Source organism: Enterobacter sp. CPE_E1241 (assembly GCF_045618265.1).
Classification (GTDB): domain Bacteria; phylum Pseudomonadota; class Gammaproteobacteria; order Enterobacterales; family Enterobacteriaceae; genus Enterobacter; species Enterobacter adelaidei.
Genome location: NZ_JBIWYV010000001.1, coordinates 3933872 through 3960423 on the forward strand (window position 1 = coordinate 3933872; position 26552 = coordinate 3960423).

Consider the following 26552-nt stretch of genomic DNA (forward strand, 5'->3'; position numbering starts at 1 on the left):
CGGATCACAATGGTAGAACCAATAGGCGACTAAAATAGGTAACTATTTAAGTTGCTGATAGAGAAGGCTTTTAAGGCTTCTCCACAAGGGGAGAGATCTGGAGCGGGCGAAGGGAATCGAACCCTCGTATAGAGCTTGGGAAGCTCTCGTTCTACCATTGAACTACGCCCGCTTTGAGGTGCGTATGGCATTATAGACCTTACGCACCTTCATACAAGCCTCTTCACAACTAAATGGCGATAAAATAATCACTTAGCACTTCGGTTTGCTACCAGGAGCCGGAAGATAACGTTGCGGATCGATGGCCGTCGCCTTATAGCGGATCTGGAAGTGCAACTTAACCGAATCCGTACCGGTGCTGCCCATGGTGGCAATCTTCTGCCCTGCTTTGACGTTCTGCCCGTTGTTAACCAGCATCGTGTCGTTGTGAGCATAGGCCGTGATGTAATCTTCACCATGCTTAATCATGATCAGATTACCGTAACCGCGCAGTTGGTTACCGACGTAAACCACCTTCCCTGCCCCGGAGGCATAAACCGGCGTACCGCGCGCAGCGGCGATATCAATACCCTTGTTGCCACCTTCAGAGAGTGAGTAAGGGGCGACCACTTTACCGCTGGCAGGCCAAATCCAGCAGCGCTGTCCAACCGGTGGCCATGACGATTGCGGCACCTGATAGGATGGCGTCACTTTGGCCGTTTTGCCTTTCGACGAGGATTTTTTACCAGAGGATGATCCACCGCTAACCTTCAACTGCTGACCCACCTCGATGGTGTATGGCGGAGAGAGATTATTTAACCGCGCCAGATCCTTCACGCTGGTTCCCGTTGCGCGCGAAATTCGATACAGGGTGTCACCGCGCTTAACGGTATAGACCGAACCGGAATAGCCACCCATATCCGAAGATTTGCTCCCTGAACAACCTGCCAGCAATAGCGTTAGCATCAGGTAAATAATGGCGGTGATGGGATTTCTCGTCAGGCTTCCTGCAAACAAAACAGATCCTCGGTCAGCGTGAATGGCGCTCTATGATAACAGTCCGGATAGATATGGGTCAGCCCTTTTCCGCTCTGTGGGATAAACCGTTCGTATAAGAATGCCGTATAATGCCCCGGCTGATGGTGCTGAACCACTCGGCATTTTGGCACTGGAGCATGAATGAGTATTCAAGAACACGTTATTTTGGTAAATGACCAGGGAATGGTGATTGGCACTCAGGAAAAGTACGCCGCTCACACCTCGCATACCCCGCTGCATCTGGCTTTCTCCACCTGGCTGTTTAATGCCAAAGGCGAATGTCTGGTGACCCGACGCGCGTTAAGCAAAAAAGCCTGGCCGGGTGTCTGGACTAACTCCGTGTGCGGACATCCGCAATCGGGTGAAGAGACGGAGCAGGCTATTATCCGACGCTGCCGCTATGAGGTAGGCGCCGAAATTACCGATATCATCCCTGTCGCATCAGATTTTCGCTACCGCGAAATCGACCCTTCCGGGATAGTAGAAAACGAAATTTGCCCGGTATTTGCTGCCCGCATCACCAATAAAGTGACGATAAACGAAGGTGAAGTGATGGAGTATCAGTGGGTTGAACTGGACACGTTATTCAGCGCGCTGGACGCGACGCCCTGGGCGTTTAGCCCGTGGATGGTCATGGAAGCGACGACCGCCCGCGAAAAACTCAAAGCCTTCGCGGCGCAATAAAAAAGCCCCTTTCGGGGCTTTTTTTACATCTTAACGCCTTATTTCACCGGGCGCATCGCCGGGAACAGGATTACGTCACGAATGGTGTGGCTGTTAGTGAACAGCATCACCATACGGTCGATACCAATACCCAGACCTGCAGTTGGTGGCAGGCCGTGCTCCAGCGCAGTCACATAGTCTTCGTCGTAGAACATCGCTTCGTCATCGCCTGCCGCTTTCGCGTCAACCTGATCCTGGAAGCGCTGAGCCTGATCTTCCGCATCGTTCAGCTCGCTAAAGCCGTTGCCGATTTCACGGCCACCGATGAAGAATTCGAAACGGTCAGTGATTTCCGGGTTCACGTCATTACGACGCGCCAGCGGAGAAACTTCTGCCGGGTATTCGGTGATGAAGGTCGGCTGAATCAGGTGCGCTTCGGCCACTTCTTCGAAGATCTCGGTCACGATACGGCCCAGACCCCAGCTCTTCTCAACCTTGATACCGATGCTTTCAGCGATCGCTTTCGCAGAGTCGAAGTTATCCAGATCGGCCATGTTGGTTTCCGGACGGTATTTCTTGATCGCTTCGCGCATAGTCAGTTTTTCAAACGGCTTACCGAAGTCGAACACTTCTTCACCGTAAGGGACCTGCGTGGTGCCCAGAATATCCTGTGCCAGGGTACGGAACAGCGATTCAGTCAGCTCGATCAGATCTTTGTAATCCGCATACGCCATATAGAGTTCCATCATGGTGAACTCTGGGTTATGACGAACGGAGATACCTTCGTTACGGAAGTTACGGTTGATTTCAAACACGCGGTCGAAACCACCCACCACCAGACGCTTCAGGTACAGTTCCGGCGCGATACGCAGGTACATGTCCAGGTCCAGGGCGTTGTGATGGGTGATGAACGGACGTGCAGACGCACCGCCAGGGATCACCTGCATCATTGGGGTTTCCACTTCCATAAAGTCGCGGTTAACCATGAACTGGCGGATACCGGCCATGATCCGGGAGCGAATTTTGAAGGTATTGCGGGATTCATCGTTAGAGATGAGATCCAGGTAACGCTGACGATAACGCGCTTCCTGATCCTGCAGGCCGTGGAATTTGTCCGGCAGCGGGCGCAGGGCTTTGGTCAGCAGACGCAGCTCGGTGCAGTGGATCGACAGTTCACCGGTCTTAGTTTTGAACAGTTTACCTTTCGCGCCCAGGATATCGCCCAGATCCCACTTCTTGAACTGCTCGTTGTAGATGCCTTCTGGCAGATCGTCACGGGAAACGTACAACTGAATACGGCCGCCAACGTCCTGCAAGGTCACGAAAGAGGCTTTACCCATGATACGACGGGTCATCATACGGCCTGCCACTGACACTTCTACGTTCAGAGCTTCCAGCTCTTCGTTCTCTTTACCGTCGAAATCAGCGTGCAGTTGGTCTGAGGTATGGTCACGACGAAAATCGTTCGGGAACGGCACGCCCTGCTCACGCAGTGCTGCCAGCTTCTCGCGGCGGGTTTTCAGTTCGTTGTTAAGATCGACTACCGCGTCAGCGCCCTGTGCTTGTTGTTCAGACATGTTGGTTCCTCATAACCCTGCTTTCAAACTTGCTTCGATAAATTGGTCCAGGCTGCCATCCAGCACCGCCTGCGTGTTGCGGGTTTCAACCCCGGTACGCAAGTCTTTGATGCGGGAGTCATCCAGGACATAAGAACGGATCTGGCTGCCCCAACCGATGTCAGACTTGTTATCTTCCATCGCCTGTTTCTCAGCATTTTTCTTTTGCATCTCCAGTTCATAAAGCTTCGCTTTCATCTGCTTCATGGCCTGGTCTTTGTTTTTATGCTGGGAACGGTCATTCTGGCATTGCGTTACCAGCCCGGTTGGAATGTGGGTGATACGCACCGCAGATTCTGTACGGTTAACGTGCTGACCACCCGCACCAGATGCGCGGTAAACGTCAATACGCAGGTCAGCCGGGTTAATTTCGATATCAATATCTTCGTCAACTTCCGGGTAAACGAATGCAGAACTAAAGGAGGTATGACGACGGCCACCGGAGTCGAACGGGCTCTTACGTACCAGGCGGTGAACGCCGGTTTCAGTACGCAACCAGCCGTAGGCGTAATCGCCAATGATTTTGATGGTCACGGATTTCAGACCCGCAACTTCACCTTCAGATTCTTCGATAATTTCGGTTTTGAAGCCGCGCGCTTCTGCCCAACGCAGATACATACGCGTCAGCATACTGGCCCAGTCCTGTGCTTCAGTACCGCCAGAACCTGCCTGAATATCGAGATAGCAGTCAGCGCTGTCATATTCACCGGAGAACATACGACGGAACTCAAGCTGCGCCAGCTTCTCTTCCAGAACGTCGAGTTCTGCCACGGCTTCGTTAAAGGTTTCTTCGTCGTCGGCTTCTACAGCCAGCTCCAGTAAACCGGAAACATCTTCCAGCCCCTGAGCCATTTGATCCAGCGTATCTACGATAGCTTCGAGAGAGGAACGCTCTTTACCCAGCGCCTGTGCGCGCTCAGGTTCGTTCCAGACGTCAGGCTGTTCCAGCTCGGCGTTTACTTCTTCAAGACGCTCTTTCTTGGCATCGTAGTCAAAGATACCCCCTAAGAACGTCAGAGCGCTCCGTGAGGTCCTGAATACGGTTTTTTACCGGATTAATTTCAAACATGGTCTGTTTTCTTTTATGGACTTGTCAAAATGCGGTGATAAGAGCGGGATTGTACCGAATCCACGCCCTTTTTTATAGAGATTACTGCCGCTAAATTGGCCAGATATTGTCGATGATGATCTGGAGGCTGCGGTTACCGCGAAACTCGTTGATGTCCAGTTTGTACGCCAGCTCAACCTCGCGCACGCCGTTGTCCGGCCATATCGCCGTGTCAACGTTGAAGGCAATACCATCCAGCAACGGACCACCGCCCACGGGTTCAACCATCACTTTCAGATGGCGTTCGCCGACAATACGCTGTTGCAACAGACGGAAACGGCCGTCAAACAACGGCTCCGGGAACATCTGCCCCCATGGACCGGCATCGCGGAGCATTTGTGCCACATCCATCGTCATCTCAGCGGGGGCAAGCTCGCCATCAGATACTACTTCCCCTTGCAACAGGGCCGGGTCGATCCAGTCGGTCACCAGCTCGCCAAACAGACGCTGGAACTCATCGAATTTCGCCTCTTCCAGCGACAAGCCTGCTGCCATCGCGTGGCCACCAAACTTGATCATGAGATTCGGGTAAAGCGTATCAAGACGCTCCAGCGCATCGCGCATGTGCAGGCCCTGAATCGAACGACCGGAGCCTTTCAGCGTGCCGTCCCCTGCCGGGGCAAACGCGATCACCGGACGGTGGAAACGCTCTTTAATGCGCGACGCCAGAATCCCGACCACCCCCTGATGCCACTCGGGGTGATACATCGCCAGACCGCCAGGCAGCGTATCGCTACTCCGTTCAAGTTTTTCGCACAAGGTCAGCGCTTCTGCCTGCATTCCCTGCTCAATCTCTTTACGGGTCTGGTTCAGAGCGTCCAGTTCATTGGCAAGAACGCGCGCTTCACCAATATTGTCGCAAAGCAGCAGAGCGACACCAACGGACATATCGTCCAGCCTTCCGGCTGCGTTCAAACGCGGTCCGATGGCAAAGCCCAAATCACTGGCCGCCAGTTTGAGCGGGTCACGGTTGGCAATCTCCAGCAAGGCCTTAATTCCCGGACGGCATTTGCCCGCCCGAATGCGGCTTAAACCCTGCCAGGTCAAAATACGATTATTGGCATCAAGCGGCACCACGTCCGCGACTGTTCCCAGCGCCACCAGGTCGAGATACTCGGCGAGATTGGGTACGGCAATCCCGCGGGAGTCGAACCAGCCTTTATCACGCAACAGCGTACGCAGCGCCAGCATCAGATAAAACGCCACCCCCACACCCGCCAGTGATTTCGACGGAAAATCGCAGTCGCGCAGGTTTGGGTTGATGATCGCTTCCGCCGCAGGGAGTGTGTCACCCGGCAGGTGGTGATCGGTGACCAGTACCGGGATCCCAAGCTTATGGGCATGATCGATGCCCGCATGGGAGGAGATCCCATTGTCCACGGTCATGATCATCTGTGCGCCGCGGGCATGAGCCTGATCGACTACTTCCGGGCTGAGGCCGTAGCCGTCTTCAAACCGGTTCGGCACCAGATAGGTCACGTTATCGCAGCCCAGCGCGCGCAGGCTGAGTACACTTAATGCAGTGCTGGTTGCTCCGTCTGCATCGAAATCCCCCACCACCACGATTCGCGTTCCTTCCAGAAACGCGTTGTAGAGCATTTCCACGGCTTTTTCGATGCCATTCAGCTGTTGCCAGGGCAGCATCCCTTTCACGCTCCGCTCAAGATCTTCAGCGGTACGCACGCCACGGCTGGCGTAGAGCCGTTTCAGCAGTGGTGGAAGATCGTCTGGCAAATCAATCTGCTCGGCCACCTCGCGGCGGCGCAATTTTATTGGGGCTTTCACGCGGATTATTTACCACCAAACTGTTTCTGGTGCGCGTCGAGGAACTCTTTCATCTCTTTTGGTCCCTGATAACCTGGAACAACATAGCCGTTGCTCAGGACAATCGCCGGCGTACCGCTCACGCCAAATTGCACGCCCAGTGCATAGTGGTTGGCAATGTCAATGTCGCAGGATGCAGGTGTAACAGCTTTACCGTTCATCGCATCATCAAACGCTTTGTTGCGGTCTTTTGCACACCAAATAGCTTTCATATCCTGCTCTGGCTGGCTCTGCACGCCTGCACGTGGGAAAGCCAGGTAACGCACGGTAATGCCCAGCGCGTTGTAGTCTTTCATCTCTTCATGCAGTTTGTGGCAGTAGCCACAGGTGATGTCAGTGAAGACGGTAATAACATGTTTTTCCTGCGCCGCTTTGTAGACAATCATCTCTTTTTCGAGCGCGTTCAGGTTTTTCATCAGCAGCTGGTTGGTGACGTTTACCGGCTGCGCGCCGCTCACATCGTACATTGGCCCCTGAATAATGTGTTTGCCGTCTTCGGTGACATACAGCACGCCGCTGCTCGTCAGCACCGTTTTCATGCCAGCAACCGGTGCTGGCTGAATATCGCTACCCGTGACGCCAAGCTTAGCCAGCGACTGTTTGATTGCGGCGTCATCCGCATGGGCGAAACCGGTAAATGAGGCTGCCAGCAGGGTGAACAGCGCAAAAGACTTTTTCATATTTGATCCTGTTACAATTCGTCGGCACTCACGCACGAGGGTGGTGCTGTTGGTGTAGCTGCCGCAGGCGTTCCGTCGCGACATGGGTATAAATTTGCGTCGTGGAAAGGTCGCTATGCCCCAGCAACATCTGCACCACGCGTAAATCAGCGCCGTGGTTTAACAGATGCGTCGCGAAAGCATGACGCAATACGTGCGGCGAAAGCTTTTCACTGTCGATACCCGCCAGTGTGGCGTAATGCTTGATGCGATGCCAGAACGTTTGCCGTGTCATCTGCTGCGCGCGCTGGCTCGGGAACAGAACATCGATAGAAGCACCATTGAGCAACCACGGACGGCCGTGCTCCAGGTACGTTTCCAGCCAGTAAACCGCCTCTTCTCCCAGCGGAACCAGCCTTTCCTTGTTTCCTTTACCGATTACACGAACCACACCCTGACGCAGGCTGATGTCGCTCATCGTCAGACCAACCAGTTCAGAAACGCGCAAGCCGGTAGCATACAATAGCTCAAGCATGGCTTTATCGCGTAACTCCAGCGGCAGGTCAACTGCGGGTGACTGTAATAATCTCTCAACTTGTGCTTCGCTAAGATCTTTCGGCAGCCGCTGCGGAAGTTTCGGGGATGCCAGCAGCGCGCTGGGATCGTCTTCGCGGATCTTCTCACGGTAGAGATGCTGGAACAGCCGACGCATGGCGCTGAGCAAGCGCGCAGAACTGGTCGCTTTATAGCCCCCAGCGATACGTTCCCCAAGCAGTGCCTGAAGGTCGTCACTTTGTGCGCTAGCAAGAGACAGCCCACGGTGTGCCAGCCACTCCACCAGCATGGTGAGATCGCGCCGGTACGCACTGAGCGTATTCTCAGCCAGGTTTTTCTCCAGCCACAGTGCGTCGAGAAACTGTTCGATCAGTGCGAGATCCTTTTCCACATCAGCCCCTTTGATTCTGCAGTCAGGCCATTATGCCTGATTGCTACAGGTTTCTGGTACACTACGCGCAAAGTCAAAGCAAGAATTGAGATAGTTACGCGATGAATATTGGTCTGTTCTATGGTTCCAGCACCTGCTACACCGAAATGGCGGCAGAGAAAATTCGCGACATCATTGGCCCGGAACTGGTGACGTTGCATAACCTGAAAGATGACGCACTCACACTGATGGAGCAGTACGACGTGTTGATCCTCGGTATCCCAACCTGGGATTTCGGTGAGATACAGGAAGACTGGGAAGCTATCTGGGACCAGCTTGATACGCTCAACCTCAGCGGCAAAATTATCGCCATGTACGGCATGGGTGATCAATTAGGTTACGGAGAATGGTTCCTGGATGCACTCGGCATGTTGCACGATAAACTGGTACCGAAAGGCGTTACGTTTATCGGCTACTGGCCAACCGAAGGGTATGAGTTCACCAGTAAAAAGCCGATTATTGCCGATGGCGAGCTGTTTGTTGGACTCGCGCTGGATGAAACCAACCAGTACGATCTCAGCGATGATCGCCTGCAAACCTGGTGCGAGCAGATTCTGGGCGAAATGGCAGAACAGTTTAGCTAACGCACTTTACTCCTGCGTCGACTGTTGCAATAACATCCGGCGCAGGTCTCGCCACTCTGAAGCATCCATACTGTCAGCCGCCAACCACAGATGCTGACAACGCCCACCGTCCACATTGCGTAACCGTAACATCATGCCGGAGTTGAGCATCCAGGGCATCCCGAGAATATCCCACTCTTTACCCTGCCAGCGCAGGCGGGAATCCATCAGGAGTTTAATTTCTCCCTGACGGGCATTAATGCGACGCTGGCTGCGTACGCTGTCAAAAACGACAAATGACAGTAACAGCAGCCACAGAGGCGTATAGCTCAACGGCCATGGCATCAGTAATACAATGGCCGCAACCAGGCCGTGGAGCAATAAAGACATCCACTGAGAACGCCACGAAACGCGAAGATCAGATTGCCACAGGACCACGTTCCCGATTCCGTGTTTGAATTAATTGCACCATCCGTTGCAACTCGGTGTCGGCGGGTTTGCCGTGGTTCATCAGCCAGTTGAATAAATCTGGATCGTCAGACTCAAGCAGGCGAACAAACAGACGCTTATCATCATCGCTTAAGCTGTCATACTCATATTCGAAGAAAGGCATGATGGAAATATCAAGTTCACGCATGCCGCGACGGCATGCCCAGTGAATACGGGCCTTGTTGTTAATATCCATGTTCTGTTTCCTGCATTACGTTTGGCACAGTCGGTACCCCGTTCAGTGTTCTTGATTTCGCTACGGGGACACCAGCTAGTGTAACGTGTTTTTGACCGTTTCTTTACTGGAATCTTGCGATCTACAAGCAGGCTTCCAGAATAAACCCCACGATGACAGCGGATTACACTATTTTGCGTGGCGTTACGCAGAACCGGTTTATGGCACAAATGGTCTGCTGAAAGCGCTTGCATTGCCAGCAGGCTCTTTTACCATTAGGCATTATCAAAGCGTTAAGCAATTCAGGATATCGTTATGGCATTTACACCATTTTCTCCTCGCCAGCCCGCCGCCTCTGCGCGTCTGCCGCTGACGCTTATTTCTCTTGATGACTGGGCGCTGGCAACACTCACCGGTGCCGATGCCGAAAAATACTTGCAGGGTCAGGTGACCGCCGATGTCAGCCAGATGACTGAACACCAGCACCTGCTGGCCGCACATTGCGACCCTAAAGGCAAAATGTGGAGCAACCTGCGTCTCTTCCGCCGTCAGGACGGCTTTGCCTTTATTGAGCGCCGTAGCCTGCAAGACGCCCAACTCAAAGAGCTGAAAAAGTACGCCGTCTTTTCCAAAGTCGCGATTGCCCCGGACGACGAACATATCCTGCTGGGTGTGGCGGGTTTTCAGGCGCGTGCCGCGCTGAAAAATCTGTTCAGCGAATTGCCCGATGCAGAAAAACAGGTAGTCAGCGAAGGTGCTACCTCTATCCTGTGGTTCGAACACCCGGAGGAGCGTTTCCTGTTAGTGACGGATGCCGCCACAGCAGAGCGCGTGACCGAGGCGCTACGCGGTGAGGCTCAGTTCAACAACAGTCAGCAGTGGTTGGCACTGAACATTGAAGCAGGTCTGCCGGTGATTGACGCAGCAAACAGCGCGCAGTTTATTCCTCAGGCAACCAACCTCCAGGCTCTGGGTGGTATCAGCTTTAAGAAAGGCTGTTACACCGGCCAGGAAATGGTGGCTCGTGCAAAATTCCGCGGGGCAAACAAACGTGCGCTGTGGACACTGGCAGGTCATGCCAGCCGTGTACCTGAAGCGGGTGAAGATTTAGAGCTGAAGATGGGTGATAACTGGCGCCGCACCGGCACCGTGTTAGCAGCCGTACAGCTGGAAGATGGCCGTCTTCTTGTTCAGGCCGTTATGAATAATGACATGGAAGCCAATAGCGTGTTTCGCGTGCGTGACGATGCCAATACATTGAGTATTGAGCCGCTACCGTATTCGCTGGAAGAGTAATTCTGTATCGCCCGGTGGCGCTGCTCTTACCGGGCCTACAGATCCCGTAGGTCGGGTAAGGCGCAGTCGCCACCCAACTAAAAACTACACCTGCCCGACGTACAAATAAATCGCCAGGAAATGACACACGCTACCGCCCAGTACAAAACCGTGCCAGATAGCGTGGTTGTAAGGGATACGCTTGCAAACGTAGAAAATCACGCCCAGCGAATAAACCACCCCGCCAACAGCCAGCAATGTTACCCCACCCGCAGCCAGTTTGATTGCCAACTGATAAACCACAATCAGCGACAGCCAGCCCATCGTCAGATAGGTCACCAGTGACAATATCTTAAACCGGTGGGCAATCGTCAGCTTAAACAGAATCCCCAGCAGTGCCAGGCTCCAGATAACAATCATCAGGCCGCGGGCGAGCGGTGAATCGAGCCCCACCAGCAGAAAAGGCGTATAGGTACCGGCAATAAGAAGATAGATGGCACAGTGGTCAAATTTCTTAAGCCACATCTTGGCCCGTTGATGCGGAATTGCGTGATACAGCGTAGAGGCCAGAAACAGCAGGATCATACTCCCGCCATACAGGCTATAGCTGGTAATGGCCATCGCGCTGGCATTGGTGTCTACCGCCTGCACCAGCAATAATACTAAACCGACAATCCCAAACACCAGGCCAATGCCGTGGCTGATGCTGTTGGCTATTTCCTCAGCCAGCGAATATCCCTGTGCGATTAATGGTCTGCTCGCCATACAAAACTCCGGGAAAACAAAAGATGATTATTCATCGCAAGACTATGCTAACTGAGAATGATTCCAGTGAACACCTGTTAGCTAAAATATTTTCATCATGATTTTTTGTATATAAAAATCATATACATAAATAATTTATTCACCTAACATTTGTTCACATAAAAATTTAATCATTATGAATCAATAGCATAAAATTGGATCCTGCAATCTGGCTGCATGTTATGATGGACGGATGAGGTCTGAATGAGAGTTTTGCCATTGTGACTATGTTCACCCACACCGCCATTGCCAGTCTCAATAATCTGGAGATGATGGTCTACAACTATGTCATTAAAAATCGTGACAAAGTCATGTACATGACCATCCGCGAGCTGGCGGACGCGGCTGGTGTCTCAACCACTACGATCCTGCGCTTTTGCCGCAAGCTCAACTGCGAAGGTTATTCTGAATTTCGCGTACGCTTCAAACTCTATCTGGAGCAAAACGAGCCCCAGCAGGCAAACTTCGGTACCAGCGAAATTATCAGCTTCTTTAAAAGCGTGAATAATGAAGAGTTCGATGCGTTATTAGATAACGCGGTAGATATTATTTTGTCTTCTGAGCGAATTATATTTGTCGGCGCGGGTACGTCAGGCTCTCTGGCAAAATATGGTGCACGTTTCTTTTCAAATATTGGTAAATTCAGCAACCATATCGACGATCCTTATTTCCCGGTCACCAATGATATGGCTAAAAATGCGCTGGCGATTGTGCTTTCTGTCTCCGGTGAGACTGAGGAGATCCTGCGTTTCGCCAGCCAGTTCAGCCTGCATCACTGCAAGGTGCTCTCCATTACCAGCCACGAACACTCGCGTCTGGCAAAACTGGCAGACTTTAATCTCTCATGGCATGTCCCCCAGACGCGTATTGGGGGCGTTTATGATATCACCACGCAAATTCCCGTTATCTATATTCTGGAATCTCTCGGCCGCAAACTGGCGAAGAAATTGACAGAATAAAACACCCTGTTTTTTTGATGTGACAAATCACATTTCACACAAATTGTTATATCGTGACATTTAATTTCACTTTGCTAGACTCGAAATCAATAAGCCATATATTGAGAATAGTAATGATGAAAAAATTGACCTTACCAAAAGATTTTTTATGGGGTGGCGCAGTTGCCGCTCACCAGGTTGAAGGCGGCTGGAACAAAGGCGGTAAAGGGCCAAGCATCTGCGACGTATTGACCGGTGGCGCACACGGCGTTCCGCGCGAAATCACCCGGGAAGTGGTGCCGGGTAAATACTACCCAAACCATGAAGCGATTGATTTCCACGGGCACTACAAAGAAGACATCAAGCTGTTTGCGGAAATGGGCTTCAAGTGCTTCCGTACCTCTATCGCCTGGACGCGCATCTTCCCGAAAGGGGATGAGACGCAGCCAAACGAAGAAGGGCTGAAGTTCTACGACGACATGTTCGACGAGCTGCTCAAATACAACATCGAGCCGGTCATCACCCTCTCCCACTTCGAAATGCCGCTGCATCTGGTTCAGGAGTATGGCAGCTGGACTAACCGTAAAGTGGTCGATTTCTTTGTGCGCTTCGCGGAAGTGGTATTTGAGCGCTACAAAAACAAGGTCAAATACTGGATGACCTTTAACGAAATCAACAACCAGCGCAACTGGCGCGCGCCGCTGTTCGGCTACTGCTGCTCTGGGGTGGTCTATACCGAGCACGACAACCCGGAAGAAACCATGTATCAGGTGTTGCACCACCAGTTCGTGGCCAGCGCTCTGGCGGTAAAAGCCGCCCGTCGTATTAACCCAGAGATGAAAGTCGGCTGCATGCTGGCGATGGTTGCACTCTATCCATTCTCCTGCAAACCAGAAGATGTGATGTTTGCTCAGGAATCCATGCGCGAGCGCTATGTCTTTACCGACGTCCAGCTGCGTGGTTACTACCCATCTTATGTGCTGAACGAGTGGGAACGCCGTGGTTTCTCCATCAAAATGGAAGCGGGTGACGAAGAGATCCTGCGTGAAGGAACCTGTGACTATTTAGGTTTCAGCTATTACATGACCAACGCCGTGAAAGCGGAAGGCGGCACCGGTGATGCCATTTCCGGCTTCGAGGGCAGCGTACCAAACCCACATGTGAAAGCGTCTGACTGGGGCTGGCAGATTGATCCGGTTGGCCTGCGTTATTCCCTGTGCGAGCTGTACGAGCGTTATCAGAAACCGCTGTTTATCGTAGAAAACGGTTTTGGCGCATACGACAAAGTAGAAGAAGACGGCAGCATCAACGACGACTATCGCATCGACTATTTGCGTGCTCACGTGGAAGAAATGATGAAGGCAGTCACGCACGATGGCGTGGATCTGATGGGGTATACCCCGTGGGGCTGCATCGACTGCGTGTCGTTCACCACCGGCCAGTACAGCAAGCGCTACGGCTTTATCTATGTGAACAAACACGACGACGGTACTGGCGACATGTCGCGTTCCCGTAAGAAAAGCTTCGAGTGGTATAAAGGCGTGATTGCCAGCAACGGCGAGGCGCTGTAATTTTTTCCGGGTGGCATGACGCTACCCGGCATTTATTTTCCGCCAGCCAGCTCTATAAAACTGCCCGTGACGTACGACGCCTTCTCGCTCAGCAGCCAGACAATCGCCTGCGCCACCTCTTCCGGCTGGCCGCCGCGCTGCATCGGCAGCAACGATTTCACGCGATCCACGCGCCCCGGTTCCCCGCCTGAGGCGTGGATATCGGTATAAATCAGTCCCGGTCGCACGCAGTTTACGCGAATGCCCTGCGCCGCTACCTCGAGCGCTAACCCGGTTGTCAGCGAATCAACCGCCCCCTTGGACGCGGCATAATCCACATATTCACCCGGCGCGCCCAGGCGCGACGCCGCGGAAGAGACATTCACGATCGCCCCACCCTTGCCGCCATGTTTGAAGGACATGCGCTTCACCGCTTCCCGGCAGCAGAGGAAGTAGCCCGTGACGTTGGTCGCCAGGACGCGGTTAATGCGCTCAGCGGAGAGATTCTCGATAGTGGATTGCTCAAACAGAATCCCCGCATTATTGACCAGCGCACAAAGCGGCTCACCGTCACGATCGAGGCTGTCGAACATCGCCATCACCTGAGCTTCATCGCTGATATCTGCGCGGACGGCAAAGGCTTTACCGCCCGCTTCAACGATCTGCCTGATGACGTCCGTCGCGGCTTTAATGTTGTGCTGATAATTCACCGCTACGGTATAGCCTTCGCGTGCCAGCTGCAGCGCGGTGGCTTTCCCGATGCCGCGGCTGGCGCCTGTTACAAGTGCAATGCTCATACGCTTCTCCCAATAAAAAAGCCGGGTGGCGGCTACGCCTTACCCGGCCTGGGTTACTACACCAACAATATTACTGGTATTCGCTCATCGGCACGCAGGAGCAGAACAGGTTGCGGTCGCCGTACACGTCATCAAGACGCTTCACGGTCGGCCAGTATTTGTTTGCCACACCTGCCGGGAAGACCGCCAGTTCGCGGGAATAACCGTGGTTCCACTCTGCCACCATCTCATGCTGGGTGTGCGGTGCGTTAACCAGCGGGTTATCTTCCAGCGTCCACTCGCCGTCCAGCACGCGATCGATCTCCATGCGGATCGCCAGCATCGCATCAATAAAGCGGTCCAGCTCGGCTTTGCTTTCGGACTCCGTTGGCTCCACCATCAGAGTACCCGCTACCGGGAACGACATGGTCGGGGCGTGGAATCCGTAGTCGATCAGACGCTTGGCGATATCCAGTTCGCTGATGCCGCTCTGCTCTTTCAGTGGACGAATATCCAGAATGCACTCGTGCGCCACGCGACCATCACGGCCGGTATAGAGCACCGGGAAAGCAGACTTCAGACGAGTAGCAATATAGTTGGCGTTCAGGATCGCCACCTGGCTTGCCTGCTTCAGCCCTTCTGCACCCATCATGCGGATGTACATCCAGCTGATTGGCAGAATAGAGGCGCTGCCAAACGGTGCCGCAGAGACCGCACCCTGACGGGTGAGCATCCCTTCGATTTGCACTACGCTGTGACCCGGAACAAACGGTGCCAGGTGTGCTTTCACGCCGATTGGCCCCATACCTGGGCCGCCACCGCCGTGTGGAATGCAGAAAGTTTTATGCAGGTTCAGGTGCGACACATCCGCGCCGATAAAGCCCGGAGAAGTAATACCGACCTGGGCGTTCATGTTCGCGCCGTCGAGGTAAACCTGGCCGCCAAACTGATGCACCACTTCGCACACTTCACGGATTGTCTCTTCGTACACGCCGTGAGTCGACGGGTAGGTCACCATGATGCAGGAGAGCTTGTCGCCAGCCTGTTCGGCTTTTGCACGCAGGTCGGCGAGGTCAATGTTACCGTTCTTATCGCAAGCCACCACCACCACTTCCATGCCCGCCATCTGGGCAGAGGCCGGGTTGGTACCGTGTGCGGAGCTTGGGATCAGGCAGATATCACGATGCCCTTCGTTACGGCTTTCGTGATAATGACGAATCGCCAGCAGACCGGCATATTCACCCTGCGCACCGGAGTTTGGCTGCATGCAGAGCGCGTCATACCCCGTCAACTTCACCAGCCAGTCGGAAAGCTGATTGATCATCAGGTGATAACCTTCCGCCTGCTCAGGTGGGCAGAACGGGTGCAGTTCAGAGAACTCAGGCCAGGTGATAGGGATCATCTCAGCAGCGGCGTTCAACTTCATGGTGCAAGAGCCCAGAGGGATCATCGCCTGATTCAGCGCCAGATCTTTGCGCTCCAGAGAGTGCATATAGCGCATCATCTCGGTTTCGCTGTGGTAGCGATTGAAGACCGGATGCGTCAGGATCGCATCATCACGCAGCATGCTTTGCTGGATAGAACGGCTGTCGAGGGCAACCTCTTTATCGAGCGTATCAATGTCCAGGCCGTGTGCATCACCCAGCAACACGTTAAACAGGTTCAGGATATCGTCGCGGGTGGTGCTTTCATCCAGCGTAATGCCGACCGCATTGTGAATGTCGCTGCGCAGGTTGATCTCCGCGGCATCCGCACGCGCCAGCACTGCCGCTTTGTCTGCCACTTCAACACACAGCGTGTCAAAGTAATGGGCATGACGCAGCTTGAGGCCTTTCTGTTGCAGGCCGCAGGCCAGAATATCCGCCAGGCGGTGAATACGGCTGGCAATACGTTTCAGGCCAACCGGACCGTGGAAGACCGCGTACAGGCTGGCGATGTTGGCCAGTAGAACCTGCGAGGTACAAATGTTGGAGTTCGCTTTCTCGCGGCGGATATGCTGCTCACGAGTCTGCATCGCCATGCGCAGCGCAGTGTTACCGGCAGCGTCTTTTGAGACCCCGATAATACGGCCCGGCATGGAGCGTTTGAATTCATCTTTTGCAGCGAAGAACGCCGCGTGTGGGCCACCGTAGCCCATCGGCACACCGAAGCGCTGTGCAGAGCCGAAGACAATATCCGCGCCCTGTTTGCCCGGCGCAGTCAGCAATACCAGCGCCATAAAATCAGCGGCGACGCTGACAACAACTTTGCGGGATTTCAGCTCGGCAATCAGTGCGCTGTAGTCGTGAACTTCACCGGTGGTGCCTACCTGCTGCAGCAGCACGCCGAAGACGTCCTGATGATCCAGCACTTTGTCTGCATCGTCGACAATCACGTCAAAACCGAAGGTTTCCGCACGGGTGCGAACAACGTCCAGGGTTTGCGGATGAACATCGGCGGCCACGAAGAAGCGGTTCGCATTTTTCAGCTTGCTTACGCGTTTGGCCATTGCCATGGCTTCTGCCGCGGCAGTCGCTTCGTCCAACAGAGACGCGGAAGCGATATCCAGGCCAGTCAGATCCAGCGTTACCTGCTGGAAATTCAGCAGCGCTTCCAGACGGCCCTGAGACACTTCTGGCTGATAAGGGGTATAAGCGGTGTACCAGCCTGGATTTTCCAGCATATTGCGCAGGATAACCGGCGGTAACTGCACGTTGGTGTAGCCCATGCCAATGTAAGACTTGTAGCGCTTGTTCAGGCCGGCAATGGCCTTCAGCTCCGCCAGTGCGGCGAACTCCGTAGTGGCTTCCCCCACCTGAGGCGGCGTGGCAAGCTGGATATCTTTTGGCACAATCTGGCCGATCAGTGCGTTTAATGAATCCGCGCCAACTGTCTTTAGCATCTCCTGCTGTTGCTGAGCATCCGGCCCAATGTGACGTTCAATGAAGGCGCCACGGTTTTCAAGCTGGCTTAAAGTCTGTGTCATGAGCGATGGTTCCTGAAACGTGCAGTGAATTTAAGTTCCCTCTCCCACAGGGAGAGGGTTAGGGTGAGGGGAAGATGAGCACCCTCACCCCTGCCCTCTCCCGAAGGGAGAGGGGGATTAACAATTACTCGTCTTCTAGCAGTGCTTCGTACGCGGTCGCATCCAGCAGTGCAGCAACTTCCGCTTCGTCGCAGGCTTTGATCTTAAAGATCCAGCCTTCGCCGTAAGGCTCGCTGTTGACCAACTCCGGGGAGTCGCTCAGCGCGTCGTTGACGGCAACGATTTCGCCGCTCACAGGGGCGTAGATGTCAGATGCCGCTTTTACGGACTCCGCCACAGCGCAGTCATCGCCTGCGCCTACGGTCGTGCCCACTTCTGGCAAATCAACAAACACCATGTCGCCCAGCAGCTCTTGTGCGTGCTCGGTGATCCCTACGGTGTAAGTGCCGTCCGCCTCTTTGCGCAGCCATTCGTGTTCTTTGCTGTATTTCAGTTCTGCTGGCACATTGCTCATTGAATTTCTCCTGATAAAAATGATTAGGCGACCGGCTTACCGGCGCGAACAAAAATCGGTTTGGTCACGTTGACCGGCATTTCACGGTTGCGGATTTGTACTACCGCCGTTTCGCCAATGCCTGCAGGCACGCGTGCCAGTGCAATACTGTAGCCCAGCGTTGGGGAGAAGGTACCGCTGGTGATCACGCCTTCACGCGGATTGCCATCAGCATCGGTAAAACGCACCGGCAGTTCACCACGCAGTACGCCTTTCTCGGTCATCACCAGACCCACCAGTTGTTCAGTGCCCTTCTCACGCTGAATTTCCAGCGCTTCACGGCCAATAAATTCACGGTCAGCAGGTTCCCATGCGATGGTCCAGCCCATATTGGCCGCCAGCGGAGAGACTCCTTCATCCATCTCCTGACCGTAGAGGTTCATACCCGCTTCCAGACGCAACGTATCACGTGCGCCCAGACCCGCTGGCTTCACACCGGCTTCCACCAGCGCACGCCAGAAATCTGCGGCTTTCTCATTTGGCATCGCAATTTCGTAACCCGCTTCACCGGTATAGCCAGTGGTAGCGATAAACAGATCGCCTGCCTGCACGCCGAAGAACGGCTTCATGCCTTCAGTCGCTTTACGCTGCTCGTCGCTGAACAGAGAAGCGGCTTTCGCCTGGGCGTTCGGACCCTGTAAGGCAATCAGCGACAGATCGTCACGAACGGTGATGTCGATGGCATAAGGTTCAGCATGTTGGGTAATCCAGGAGAGGTCTTTTTCGCGGGTAGCGGAGTTAACAACGAGGCGGAAGAAATCTTCTGTGAAGTAATAGACGATGAGGTCGTCAATCACGCCGCCGGAAGCATTTAGCATGCCGGTATAGAGCGCTTTACCCGGTGTCTTGAGTTTGGCGACGTCGTTTGCCAGCAGATAACGCAAAAACTCCCGGGTGCGGCTACCGCGCAGATCGACAATCGTCATGTGGGACACGTCGAACATACCGGCATCGGTGCGCACCGCGTGGTGCTCATCAATCTGCGAGCCGTAGTGCAGCGGCATCATCCAGCCATGGAAGTCCACCATGCGGGCGCCGCATAACACGTGTTGTTCGTACAAAGGAGTCTGTTGAGCCATCTTGTCCTCGTTGAAAAATTCACCGTGAAACCCGGTATCAGCCTCGTTTTCAGGGGCCGACGCAAACGTTCTCTTTTACCTGAACTTACCACCGAAACCGGCGATTAACCATAAGGTAAAATGGGTCATCACATTAGCTTATGACCAAAAAACGCTGAAAAGCCTACAGAGTTATTCACTGGAAAAATGCGATTAACCCCGCACAAAATTAACAATGATCTAACAGGATTTAGCACATGGTGATATTTCCTGCGGAAATATGGGCCAAATTTCCGTAACATAAAATCAGCCAGATTAGATTATCTAATGCGAAAAATGAGGTGAAATTAGAATATTTCAAACGAGGGAATTTCCCCGGCACAGAGGCCGGGAAAATAAAATGTGACGGGGTTCTAAATTAGCGTAGCCAGTCCGGTAGGTCGTTAAGCCCCATCGCCTGACGAAGAAGCTGAGGTTTAACGCCGGGAAGCGTATCAGCGAGCTTGAGGCCGATGTCGCGTAGCAGTTTTTTCGCCGGATTGGCACCGGCAAACAACTCACGGAAACCCTGCATGCCCGCCAGCATCATTGCCGCGCTGTGCTTGCGGCTACGCTCATAGCGACGCAGATACAGATGCTGACCAATGTCTTTCCCTTCACGATGCAGACGACGCAGTTCTTCAACCAGCTCTGCCGCATCCATAAAGCCAAGGTTAACGCCCTGCCCGGCCAGCGGATGAATTGTGTGTGCCGCATCCCCCACCAGCGCCAGACGGTGAGCCGCAAACTGACGCGCGTAGCGTCCGGTTAACGGAAACACCAGACGCTCGCTCTCAAGCGTGCATAACCCAAGACGGTTATCAAACGCCATACACAGTGCCTGGTTGAACGCATCTGGCGTGGCCTCCTGCATCAGCTGCGCTTTTTCTGGTACCAGGGACCAGACAATCGAGCACAGATGCGGATCGCTTAACGGCAGAAAGGCCAGAATGCCGTCATTGTGGAAGATCTGACGAGCGACACCGCCGTGCGGCTCTTCAGTGCGGATTGTCGCCACCAGAGCATGATGACGATAATCCCAGAACGTCAGCGGAATATCGGCTTTATTACGCAGCCAGGAGTTCGCACCATCAGCGCCAACGACCAGACGTGCAGTCAACATGTCGCCGCTTTGCAGGGTGATAAACGCCTCGTTTTCACCCCACGCGACCTGCTGGATTTGTGCAGGTGCCATCAGGGTAACATCGTTACATGACTGCGCTTTTTGCCACAGCGCATGATGGATAACGGCATTCTCGATGATGTGACCGAGATGGCTATAGCCCATACTTTCGTCATCAAAAGCGATATGACCAAAGCTGTCTTTATCCCATACTTCCATGCCGTGATAGCAACTGACACGCTGCGCCACGATATCTGACCAGACACCAAGGCGCGTCAGCAGCTTTTCGCTGGCCGCATTAATTGCCGAGACGCGGAGTTCCGGCGGCGCATCCTGTGCGACACGCTGGGGCTGCTTTTGCTCCAGCACGGCCACGCGCAGGCCGCTGCCCTGTAAACCACAGGCCAGCGCCAGTCCAACCATTCCGCCGCCAACGATGGCGACATCAACATTTTGCACGGTGATAACTCCTTAACGCGCGACCCAACCCAGGGTCCGCTGCGCCAGCACGTCACGTGCCGGAATGAATAATTCCATCGCCATCAGCCCGAGGTTACGGCCCGCAACCAGCGGTGCCCAGCGATTGGCAAAAAGATGAACCAGGCCATCAGTGACACCAATCGTCGCCTCTTTATCCGCCTGACGTCGCTTCTGGTAATGGCTTAGCACTGAGTACGCACCGCAATCTTTTTGCTCACCCCACGCTTGCGAAAGGGTTTCTGCAAGGCTCATGACATCACGTAACCCGAGGTTAAAGCCCTGACCCGCAATCGGATGCAGCGTCTGCGCGGCATTACCCACTAGCACGACACGATGCGAGATGGATTGAGACGCTGTCGTCAGCGACAACGGATATACCGTCCGCTTGCCTGCATGGGTGATACGCCCCAGCCGCCAGCCAAAGGCTTTTTGCAACTCAGTGCAAAAACGTTCGTCGGACCAGGACTGAATCTCTTCAGACTTACTCTGGGGATGGCACCACACCAGCGAGCAGCGTCCGTTCGACATCGGCAGCATCGCCAGCGGACCATGCTGTGTAAAACGTTCAAACGCCCTGCCGCTGTGCGCTCCGGCCGTGGAGACATTCGCGATGACCGCCACCTGCCCATAAGCCTGCTGACGCCACTCGATACCACACTGGGTGCCGAGCGCAGATCGAGAACCATCTGCGGCAACCAGAAGCTGGCCTTCAAGGACGGTGCCATTTTCCAGCGTCACGCTAACCGACGCCTCACTACGACTCACGCTGGCCACACGCGCCGGACAATGCAGCGTGACGCCTGGTGCATCCTGGAGCTGACGGAACAGACGTAATCCGACGTCGTGCAGCTCAACGACCTGCCCCAGGGCATCAATACGATAATCCTGCGCATCCAGCGTGACAAAACCCGCATGACCGCGATCGCTAACATGAACGGTGTTGATCGCCGTCGCACAGTCGGCAATCGACTGCCAGATACCAATTCGTGACAGTTGCTGACATGTCCCCTGCGCCAGCGCAATGGCGCGGGCATCAAAACCGGGGTGGTCTGAAGCCTCTGGAGCAACGGCTTCCACCAGATGCACCGGGAGTTTCCCCTGTGTCATGTGCGAAATAGCGAGTGCCAGCGTGGCCCCCGTCATTCCGCCGCCAACAATAATCACGCTCATTTGTGTGCCGCTGCCATCAGCGCCTCGATATCGTCAGCATTTTTGACCACGCTGGCCGTCAGGTTCTCGTTGCCGCTTTCGGTAATGACGATATCGTCTTCAATGCGGATGCCAATCCCGCGGTACTCTTCAGGCACATCGGCATCAGGTGCGATATACAGCCCAGGCTCTACGGTTAATACCATGCCCGGCTCTAGCACGCGCGAACGCTCTGCGCCATACGCCCCCACATCATGCACATCCAGCCCCAACCAGTGGCTCAGGCCGTGCATAAAATACGGTCGATGTGCATTTTCAGCAATCAGAGTGTCTACGTCCCCTTTCAGAATACCGAGCTTAACCAGGCCGGTAATCATGATGCGCACCACTTCGCCGGTCACTTCCTGAATGGACGTACCCGGACGATACAGTCTGAGCGCCGCCTCAAGGGATTCGAGAACAATGTCGTAAATCGCGCGCTGTGCCGGTGAGAATTTACCGTTCACCGGGAAGGTACGGGTGATGTCCCCCGCGTAGCCCTGATATTCGCAACCGGCGTCAATCAGTACCAGATCGCCGTCGCGCAGCGCGCTTTCGTTTTCGGTATAGTGCAGAATGCAGCCATTCTCCCCGCCACCGACAATGGTGTTGTAAGAGGGATAACGCGCGCCGTGGCGGTTAAATTCGTGGTGAATTTCGCCTTCCAGCTGGAATTCGAACATTCCGGGACGGCATTTCTCCATCGCGCGGGTGTGCGCCAGCGCGCTGATTTCGCCCGCGCGGCGCATCACGTTCAGCTCCTCTTCGGACTTGAACAGGCGCATCTCATGCACGACCGGACGCCAGTCTGTGAGCGTTGCGGGGGCGGACAGGTTCTGCCGCGAGCCTTTGCGCAGCTTATCCAGGGCGGTAAAGACAATTTCATCGGCATACGCATATTCGCCCTGGGCGTGGTAAAGCACATCCAGGCCATTCAGCAACTGATAGAGCTGCTGATTGATTTCGCTAAACGCCAGCGCACGGTCAACGCCCAGCTTCGCCGGCGCGGCCTCCTGGCCTAAGCGGCGGCCAAACCAGATTTCGGCCGTCAGATCGCGTACGCGGTTGAAAATCACGCTGTGGTTGTGGGTGTCATTGCTTTTAATCAGCACCAGTACCGCTTCCGGCTCGTTAAAGCCGGTGAAATACCAGAAATCGCTGCTCTGGCGATAGGGATATTCGCTGTCGGCACTGCGCGTCACTTCGGGCGCGGCAAAAATCAGCGCAGCGCTTCCCGGCTGCATTTTGGCGAGCAGCGCCTGGCGGCGGCGCGAATACTCTTGATTCGAGATAACCATGACACCCTCCTGTGCGTTATTTTTCTTAATGTAAGGTTGGTTTGCGGACTTCCGGCGCGGTCGGCTGTGAGCGCGTAAAGTTGTCGTGGCACAGCAACGCCGCCACGCGCACATACTCGATGATCTCTTCGAGAGACATTTCCAGCTCTTCCTGGTCTTCGTCTTCATCGTAACCAAGCTGGGCGATGTTACGCAGATCGTCGATCGCCTCACCGGCTTCGCCGGTCACTTTATCGAGTTTAGGCTGTGTCACACCCAGCCCCAGCAGATAGTGGTTTACCCAACCTGCCAGCGCATCAGCGCGATCAAACACGCTTACGTCATCGCCCTCAGGCAGATAAAGCTGAAAAAGGAAGCCATCGTCTTCCAGTGAATCACTGATGGCGGCATGCATTTTACGCAGCGCTTCCGCCAGCTCGTGACCAAACGCCAGCCCTTCGTTCGTGAGGTCGTGGATCAGCGGCTGCCATGAGCTGTCGCTGTTTCCGCCGCACAGCATGCCACTGATCAAACCGTGCATTTCGGCAGGGGTTAAACCCACTCCCTGCTGGTTCAGTAACTGGTTTAAATCGTTGTAACCAGGCATTTCGTTCTGTATAGACATGAGCATTCGTCATCAAAGGGGGGAAGTTTCATGATATGCTACCACTTTGGACCCTGGTGATACCAGAAAAGGGCTTGTATCTTCACATCAGGGTAGCTATAGTGTCGCCCCTTCGCGGCCCCCGGGGCAGTAAGCGAAGGCAGCGCAGTCAATCAGCAGGAAGGTGGCATGTCTGCACAACCCGTCGATCTCCAGATTTTTGGCCGTTCACTGCGAGTGAATTGTCCACCTGAACAAAGGGATGCCCTGAATCAGGCTGCGGACGATTTGAATCAGCGGTTGCAAGATCTAAAAGAACGCACTAGAGTCACAAATACTGAGCAGCTGGTTTTCATCGCCGCGTTGAACATCAGCTATGAACTGACTCAGGAAAAAGCGAAGACCCGCGACTACGCGGCAAGTATGGAGCAGCGCATTAAAATGCTCCAGCAGACCATAGAACAGGCATTGCTTGATCAAGGTCGCAATCCCGAAAGACCGGGACCAAAGTTTGAATAACACTTCTCAGTTGACTATGGTAGAGTAACTGTGAAGACAAAATTTCTCTGAGATGTTCGCAAGCGGGCCAGTCCCCTGAGCCGATATTTCATACCACAAGAATGTGGCGCTCCATGGTTGGTGAGCATGCTCGGTCCGTCCGAGAAGCCTTAAAACTATGACGACACATTCACCTTGAACCAAGGGTTCAAGGGTTACAGCCTGCGGCGGCATCTCGGAGATTCCCTCTCTTTTCTTCTACCGACTACCATGACTCAATTCCCTGAAGTTTCTGCTTCACGCCAGGACATTCGTCAGTTAATTCGTCAACGCCGTCGTGCGTTAACCTCCGATCAGCAAGCGCATTTTGCCCAGCAGGCTGCCGCGCGCATGATGGCGTATCCGCCTGTTGTGATGGCGCATACCGTCGCCTTGTTTCTCTCATTTGATGGCGAGCTGGATACCCAACCTCTCATTGAGCAACTCTGGCGAGCCGGGAAGAAGGTTTACCTGCCAGTGCTGCATCCGTTTAGCGAAGGTAATCTACTGTTTCTTCACTACCACCCGCACAGCGAGCTGGTCGTGAATCGTCTGAAAATCACTGAGCCAAAACTGGATGTTCGTGACGTGCTGCCGCTGTCACAGCTGGATGTGCTGATTACGCCTCTGGTGGCGTTTGATGAACAGGGCCAGCGTTTAGGGATGGGCGGCGGCTTTTACGACCGGACGCTGCAAAACTGGCAGCAGTATGGGCTACAGCCGGTGGGTTACGCGCATGATTGTCAGGGCGTTGAGGCATTGCCGGTGGAAAAATGGGATGTGCCGCTGCCGGCGGTGGTGACGCCCAGTAAAACCTGGACCTGGTAGAATAAAGCCGGGTGGCGCAGCCGCCACCCGACACAACACAATCAGTACAGCAGACGCGCGCGAATCGTCCCCGGAAGCGCCTTCATGCTCTGCAGTGCTTTCTCGGCAACATCGTCATCCGCTTCAATATCAATCACCACATAACCCATCTGAGAATTCGTCTGCAGATACTGCGCGGCGATGTTGACGCTCTGCTCGGCAAAGATCTGGTTAATGGCGGTCAGCACACCCGGACGGTTTTCGTGAATGTGCAGCAAGCGACGACCACCGTGCAGCGGCAGAGACACTTCCGGGAAGTTCACCGCAGAGAGCGTAGAACCGTTGTCAGAATATTTGCTCAGTTTACCCGCCACTTCCAGACCGATGTTCTCCTGCGCTTCCTGGGTCGAGCCGCCAATGTGTGGCGTCAGGATCACGTTATCGAACTCGCACAGCGGAGAATTAAACGGATCGCTGTTGGTCGCAGGCTCCGTCGGGAAGACGTCGATGGCCGCACCCGCCAGATGCTTACGCTTCAGCGCATCCGCCAGTGCCGGGATATCGACAACCGTGCCGCGCGCGGCGTTGATCAGCAGTGAGCCCGGCTTCATCAGCGCCAGCTCTTCCGCGCCCATCATGTTTTTGGTGGAGGCATTTTCCGGCACGTGGAGGCTCACCACGTCGCTCATGTTCAGCAGATCAGACAGGTGCTGAACCTGCGTCGCGTTACCCAGAGGCAGCTTGCTTTCAATATCGTAAAAATAGACATGCATCCCGAGAGATTCAGCCAGAATCCCCAGTTGAGTACCAATGTGACCATAACCAATGATACCCAGTTTTTTACCACGGGCTTCATATGACCCCGCTGCCAGTTTATTCCAGACTCCGCGGTGTGCTTTGGCGTTAGCTTCAGGGATACCGCGTAGCAGCAGCAACAACTCGCCAATCACTAACTCCGCCACGGAACGGGTGTTGGAGAACGGGGCGTTGAACACTGGAATACCGCGTTTGGCGGCTGCATTCAGATCGACCTGATTGGTGCCGATACAGAAACAGCCAATGGCAACCAGTTTTTCCGCCGCAGCAATTACATCTTCAGTCAGGTGGGTACGGGATCGCAGACCAATGAAGTGGGCATCACGGATGGCCGCTTTCAGCTCTTCGGTGTCCAGCGCGCCTTTGTGAAATTCGATGTTGGTGTAACCCGCTGCACGAAGGCTATCAAGCGCTTTCTGATGCACGCCTTCTACCAGCAGGAATTTAATCTTGTCTTTCTCCAGTGATACCTTTGCCATTTACCCGACCCTGTATTTTATCTGAACTGATGTTGTGCTGGATTTAAATCCGCTATAGCCAACATATCAAAAAAAACTATTGCAGCAATATGAACGTTTGCGTCGGCACTCTGAAGAAAAGTCATACAGGGTAAAATGACAGAGGAAAATGCTACAGAAATTTGCGAATGCGGCAGGATCGGCA

Annotated in this window: 25 protein-coding genes, 1 tRNA gene and 1 other RNA gene; 8 read left to right on the forward strand and 19 right to left on the reverse strand. The window is 54.2% G+C overall.

Going from position 1 to position 26552, the window contains the following annotated elements:
• Positions 1 to 98 precede the first annotated feature (98 nt).
• Positions 99 to 172: transfer RNA gene (locus ACJ9Y9_RS19230), tRNA-Gly, on the reverse strand.
• Positions 173 to 252: 80 nt separating this feature from the next.
• On the reverse strand, positions 253 to 996 hold the full coding sequence (actS, locus tag ACJ9Y9_RS19235) for an amidase activator ActS (protein WP_028016944.1): 744 nt from the start codon (positions 994 to 996) through the stop codon (positions 253 to 255).
• Positions 997 to 1158: 162 nt separating this feature from the next.
• On the opposite strand from actS, the gene idi reads away from it, so the two are divergent.
• A complete protein-coding gene (idi, locus tag ACJ9Y9_RS19240) occupies positions 1159 to 1701 on the forward strand; it encodes an isopentenyl-diphosphate Delta-isomerase (protein WP_028016945.1) in 543 nt (180 codons plus the stop codon).
• A gap of 38 nt (positions 1702 to 1739) precedes the next feature.
• Here the strand turns inward: idi and lysS are convergent, their stop codons facing one another.
• The 5 genes from lysS to xerD form a co-directional block, all read right to left on the reverse strand.
• Entirely contained in the window at positions 1740 to 3257 is a 1518-nt protein-coding gene (gene lysS / locus ACJ9Y9_RS19245) for a lysine--tRNA ligase (RefSeq protein WP_028016946.1), read from the reverse strand.
• Positions 3258 to 3266: 9 nt separating this feature from the next.
• Positions 3267 to 4365 (reverse strand): peptide chain release factor 2 gene (gene prfB / locus ACJ9Y9_RS19250; RefSeq protein WP_096151315.1). Its coding sequence is split into 2 segments (ribosomal slippage): positions 3267 to 4289 and positions 4291 to 4365, totalling 1098 coding nucleotides; the frame shifts between segments, so codons are not numbered across the junction.
• A 90-nt stretch (positions 4366 to 4455) separates the two neighbouring features.
• The gene (recJ, locus tag ACJ9Y9_RS19255) at positions 4456 to 6189 is read right to left on the reverse strand and encodes a single-stranded-DNA-specific exonuclease RecJ (protein ID WP_028016947.1); all 1734 of its coding nucleotides are present in this window, start codon (positions 6187 to 6189) and stop codon (positions 4456 to 4458) included.
• A 5-nt stretch (positions 6190 to 6194) separates the two neighbouring features.
• A complete protein-coding gene (dsbC, locus tag ACJ9Y9_RS19260) occupies positions 6195 to 6908 on the reverse strand; it encodes a bifunctional protein-disulfide isomerase/oxidoreductase DsbC (protein WP_028016948.1) in 714 nt (237 codons plus the stop codon).
• Between the two features lie 28 nt (positions 6909 to 6936).
• Positions 6937 to 7833, reverse strand: a complete 897-nt coding sequence (xerD, locus tag ACJ9Y9_RS19265; RefSeq protein ID WP_028016949.1) for a site-specific tyrosine recombinase XerD — start codon at positions 7831 to 7833, stop codon at positions 6937 to 6939.
• 101 nt (positions 7834 to 7934) lie between these two features.
• Here xerD and fldB point away from each other — a divergent pair, with 101 nt between their 5' ends.
• Positions 7935 to 8456, forward strand: a complete 522-nt coding sequence (gene fldB / locus ACJ9Y9_RS19270; RefSeq protein ID WP_028016950.1) for a flavodoxin FldB — start codon at positions 7935 to 7937, stop codon at positions 8454 to 8456.
• Positions 8457 to 8462: 6 nt separating this feature from the next.
• Here fldB and ACJ9Y9_RS19275 read toward each other — a convergent pair whose 3' ends face one another.
• Together ACJ9Y9_RS19275 and sdhE are read right to left on the reverse strand one after the other, a co-directional pair.
• A complete protein-coding gene (locus ACJ9Y9_RS19275; RefSeq protein WP_028016951.1) occupies positions 8463 to 8873 on the reverse strand; it encodes a protein YgfX in 411 nt (136 codons plus the stop codon).
• Positions 8854 to 9120: an FAD assembly factor SdhE gene (gene sdhE / locus ACJ9Y9_RS19280; RefSeq protein ID WP_010435322.1), complete on the reverse strand. Its 267-nt coding sequence runs from the start codon at positions 9118 to 9120 to the stop codon at positions 8854 to 8856. The genes ACJ9Y9_RS19275 and sdhE overlap by 20 nt, the downstream gene beginning before the upstream one ends.
• A 294-nt stretch (positions 9121 to 9414) precedes the next feature.
• Between sdhE and ygfZ the strand changes: the two genes are divergently transcribed.
• Positions 9415 to 10395: a tRNA-modifying protein YgfZ gene (gene ygfZ / locus ACJ9Y9_RS19285; RefSeq protein WP_028016952.1), complete on the forward strand. Its 981-nt coding sequence runs from the start codon at positions 9415 to 9417 to the stop codon at positions 10393 to 10395.
• 84 nt (positions 10396 to 10479) lie between these two features.
• Here ygfZ and ACJ9Y9_RS19290 read toward each other — a convergent pair whose 3' ends face one another.
• The gene (locus ACJ9Y9_RS19290) at positions 10480 to 11139 is read right to left on the reverse strand and encodes a hemolysin III family protein (protein WP_028016953.1); all 660 of its coding nucleotides are present in this window, start codon (positions 11137 to 11139) and stop codon (positions 10480 to 10482) included.
• A 266-nt stretch (positions 11140 to 11405) separates the two neighbouring features.
• On the opposite strand from ACJ9Y9_RS19290, the gene ACJ9Y9_RS19295 reads away from it, so the two are divergent.
• Both ACJ9Y9_RS19295 and bglA read left to right on the forward strand, forming a co-directional pair.
• Positions 11406 to 12137: a MurR/RpiR family transcriptional regulator gene (locus ACJ9Y9_RS19295; RefSeq protein WP_028016954.1), complete on the forward strand. Its 732-nt coding sequence runs from the start codon at positions 11406 to 11408 to the stop codon at positions 12135 to 12137.
• A gap of 116 nt (positions 12138 to 12253) precedes the next feature.
• The gene (gene bglA, locus ACJ9Y9_RS19300) at positions 12254 to 13687 is read left to right on the forward strand and encodes a 6-phospho-beta-glucosidase BglA (RefSeq protein WP_028016955.1); all 1434 of its coding nucleotides are present in this window, start codon (positions 12254 to 12256) and stop codon (positions 13685 to 13687) included.
• Positions 13688 to 13719: 32 nt separating this feature from the next.
• Here the strand turns inward: bglA and ACJ9Y9_RS19305 are convergent, their stop codons facing one another.
• The 8 genes from ACJ9Y9_RS19305 to ACJ9Y9_RS19340 form a co-directional block, all read right to left on the reverse strand.
• Positions 13720 to 14463: an SDR family oxidoreductase gene (locus ACJ9Y9_RS19305; RefSeq protein ID WP_028016956.1), complete on the reverse strand. Its 744-nt coding sequence runs from the start codon at positions 14461 to 14463 to the stop codon at positions 13720 to 13722.
• Between the two features lie 70 nt (positions 14464 to 14533).
• Entirely contained in the window at positions 14534 to 17407 is a 2874-nt protein-coding gene (gene gcvP, locus ACJ9Y9_RS19310; protein WP_028016957.1) for an aminomethyl-transferring glycine dehydrogenase, read from the reverse strand.
• Between the two features lie 124 nt (positions 17408 to 17531).
• On the reverse strand, positions 17532 to 17921 hold the full coding sequence (gene gcvH / locus ACJ9Y9_RS19315; protein ID WP_028016958.1) for a glycine cleavage system protein GcvH: 390 nt from the start codon (positions 17919 to 17921) through the stop codon (positions 17532 to 17534).
• A gap of 23 nt (positions 17922 to 17944) precedes the next feature.
• On the reverse strand, positions 17945 to 19039 hold the full coding sequence (gene gcvT / locus ACJ9Y9_RS19320; RefSeq protein WP_028016959.1) for a glycine cleavage system aminomethyltransferase GcvT: 1095 nt from the start codon (positions 19037 to 19039) through the stop codon (positions 17945 to 17947).
• 397 nt (positions 19040 to 19436) lie between these two features.
• Positions 19437 to 20639, reverse strand: coding sequence for an FAD-dependent 2-octaprenylphenol hydroxylase (gene ubiI / locus ACJ9Y9_RS19325; RefSeq protein ID WP_028016960.1), 1203 nt, complete (start codon positions 20637 to 20639; stop codon positions 19437 to 19439).
• A 12-nt stretch (positions 20640 to 20651) separates the two neighbouring features.
• Positions 20652 to 21830: a 2-octaprenyl-6-methoxyphenyl hydroxylase gene (ubiH, locus tag ACJ9Y9_RS19330; RefSeq protein WP_028016961.1), complete on the reverse strand. Its 1179-nt coding sequence runs from the start codon at positions 21828 to 21830 to the stop codon at positions 20652 to 20654.
• Entirely contained in the window at positions 21827 to 23140 is a 1314-nt protein-coding gene (gene pepP, locus ACJ9Y9_RS19335) for a Xaa-Pro aminopeptidase (protein WP_028016962.1), read from the reverse strand. The genes ubiH and pepP overlap by 4 nt, the downstream gene beginning before the upstream one ends.
• Positions 23141 to 23171: 31 nt before the next feature.
• Entirely contained in the window at positions 23172 to 23750 is a 579-nt protein-coding gene (locus ACJ9Y9_RS19340; protein WP_028016963.1) for a YecA family protein, read from the reverse strand.
• Between the two features lie 168 nt (positions 23751 to 23918).
• Here ACJ9Y9_RS19340 and zapA point away from each other — a divergent pair, with 168 nt between their 5' ends.
• From zapA to ACJ9Y9_RS19355, 3 genes are all read left to right on the forward strand, one after another.
• Positions 23919 to 24248 (forward strand): cell division protein ZapA, encoded by a 330-nt coding sequence (gene zapA, locus ACJ9Y9_RS19345; protein ID WP_006811891.1) that lies wholly within the window; start codon positions 23919 to 23921, stop codon positions 24246 to 24248.
• 41 nt (positions 24249 to 24289) lie between these two features.
• Positions 24290 to 24473, forward strand: a non-coding RNA gene (ssrS, locus tag ACJ9Y9_RS19350) — 6S RNA.
• 24 nt (positions 24474 to 24497) lie between these two features.
• The gene (locus tag ACJ9Y9_RS19355) at positions 24498 to 25094 is read left to right on the forward strand and encodes a 5-formyltetrahydrofolate cyclo-ligase (RefSeq protein WP_028016964.1); all 597 of its coding nucleotides are present in this window, start codon (positions 24498 to 24500) and stop codon (positions 25092 to 25094) included.
• 41 nt (positions 25095 to 25135) lie between these two features.
• On the opposite strand, the gene serA is transcribed toward ACJ9Y9_RS19355, so the two are convergent.
• Positions 25136 to 26368, reverse strand: a complete 1233-nt coding sequence (gene serA / locus ACJ9Y9_RS19360; RefSeq protein WP_028016965.1) for a phosphoglycerate dehydrogenase — start codon at positions 26366 to 26368, stop codon at positions 25136 to 25138.
• Positions 26369 to 26552: the final 184 nt, after the last annotated feature.

What these genes read in the sequence shown, in the direction of transcription:
- idi (WP_028016945.1), top strand. Translation starts at nt 1,159, where the DNA reads ATGAGTATTCAAGAACACGTTATTTTGGTAAATGACCAGGGAATGGTG.
- lysS (WP_028016946.1), bottom strand. Translation starts at nt 3,257, where the DNA reads ATGTCTGAACAACAAGCACAGGGCGCTGACGCGGTAGTCGATCTTAAC.
- dsbC (WP_028016948.1), bottom strand. Translation starts at nt 6,908, where the DNA reads ATGAAAAAGTCTTTTGCGCTGTTCACCCTGCTGGCAGCCTCATTTACC.
- fldB (WP_028016950.1), top strand. Translation starts at nt 7,935, where the DNA reads ATGAATATTGGTCTGTTCTATGGTTCCAGCACCTGCTACACCGAAATG.
- sdhE (WP_010435322.1), bottom strand. Translation starts at nt 9,120, where the DNA reads ATGGATATTAACAACAAGGCCCGTATTCACTGGGCATGCCGTCGCGGC.
- ygfZ (WP_028016952.1), top strand. Translation starts at nt 9,415, where the DNA reads ATGGCATTTACACCATTTTCTCCTCGCCAGCCCGCCGCCTCTGCGCGT.
- ACJ9Y9_RS19290 (WP_028016953.1), bottom strand. Translation starts at nt 11,139, where the DNA reads ATGGCGAGCAGACCATTAATCGCACAGGGATATTCGCTGGCTGAGGAA.
- ACJ9Y9_RS19295 (WP_028016954.1), top strand. Translation starts at nt 11,406, where the DNA reads ATGTTCACCCACACCGCCATTGCCAGTCTCAATAATCTGGAGATGATG.
- bglA (WP_028016955.1), top strand. Translation starts at nt 12,254, where the DNA reads ATGAAAAAATTGACCTTACCAAAAGATTTTTTATGGGGTGGCGCAGTT.
- ACJ9Y9_RS19305 (WP_028016956.1), bottom strand. Translation starts at nt 14,463, where the DNA reads ATGAGCATTGCACTTGTAACAGGCGCCAGCCGCGGCATCGGGAAAGCC.
- gcvP (WP_028016957.1), bottom strand. Translation starts at nt 17,407, where the DNA reads ATGACACAGACTTTAAGCCAGCTTGAAAACCGTGGCGCCTTCATTGAA.
- gcvH (WP_028016958.1), bottom strand. Translation starts at nt 17,921, where the DNA reads ATGAGCAATGTGCCAGCAGAACTGAAATACAGCAAAGAACACGAATGG.
- gcvT (WP_028016959.1), bottom strand. Translation starts at nt 19,039, where the DNA reads ATGGCTCAACAGACTCCTTTGTACGAACAACACGTGTTATGCGGCGCC.
- ubiH (WP_028016961.1), bottom strand. Translation starts at nt 21,830, where the DNA reads ATGAGCGTGATTATTGTTGGCGGCGGAATGACGGGGGCCACGCTGGCA.
- ACJ9Y9_RS19340 (WP_028016963.1), bottom strand. Translation starts at nt 23,750, where the DNA reads ATGTCTATACAGAACGAAATGCCTGGTTACAACGATTTAAACCAGTTA.
- zapA (WP_006811891.1), top strand. Translation starts at nt 23,919, where the DNA reads ATGTCTGCACAACCCGTCGATCTCCAGATTTTTGGCCGTTCACTGCGA.
- ACJ9Y9_RS19355 (WP_028016964.1), top strand. Translation starts at nt 24,498, where the DNA reads ATGACTCAATTCCCTGAAGTTTCTGCTTCACGCCAGGACATTCGTCAG.
- serA (WP_028016965.1), bottom strand. Translation starts at nt 26,368, where the DNA reads ATGGCAAAGGTATCACTGGAGAAAGACAAGATTAAATTCCTGCTGGTA.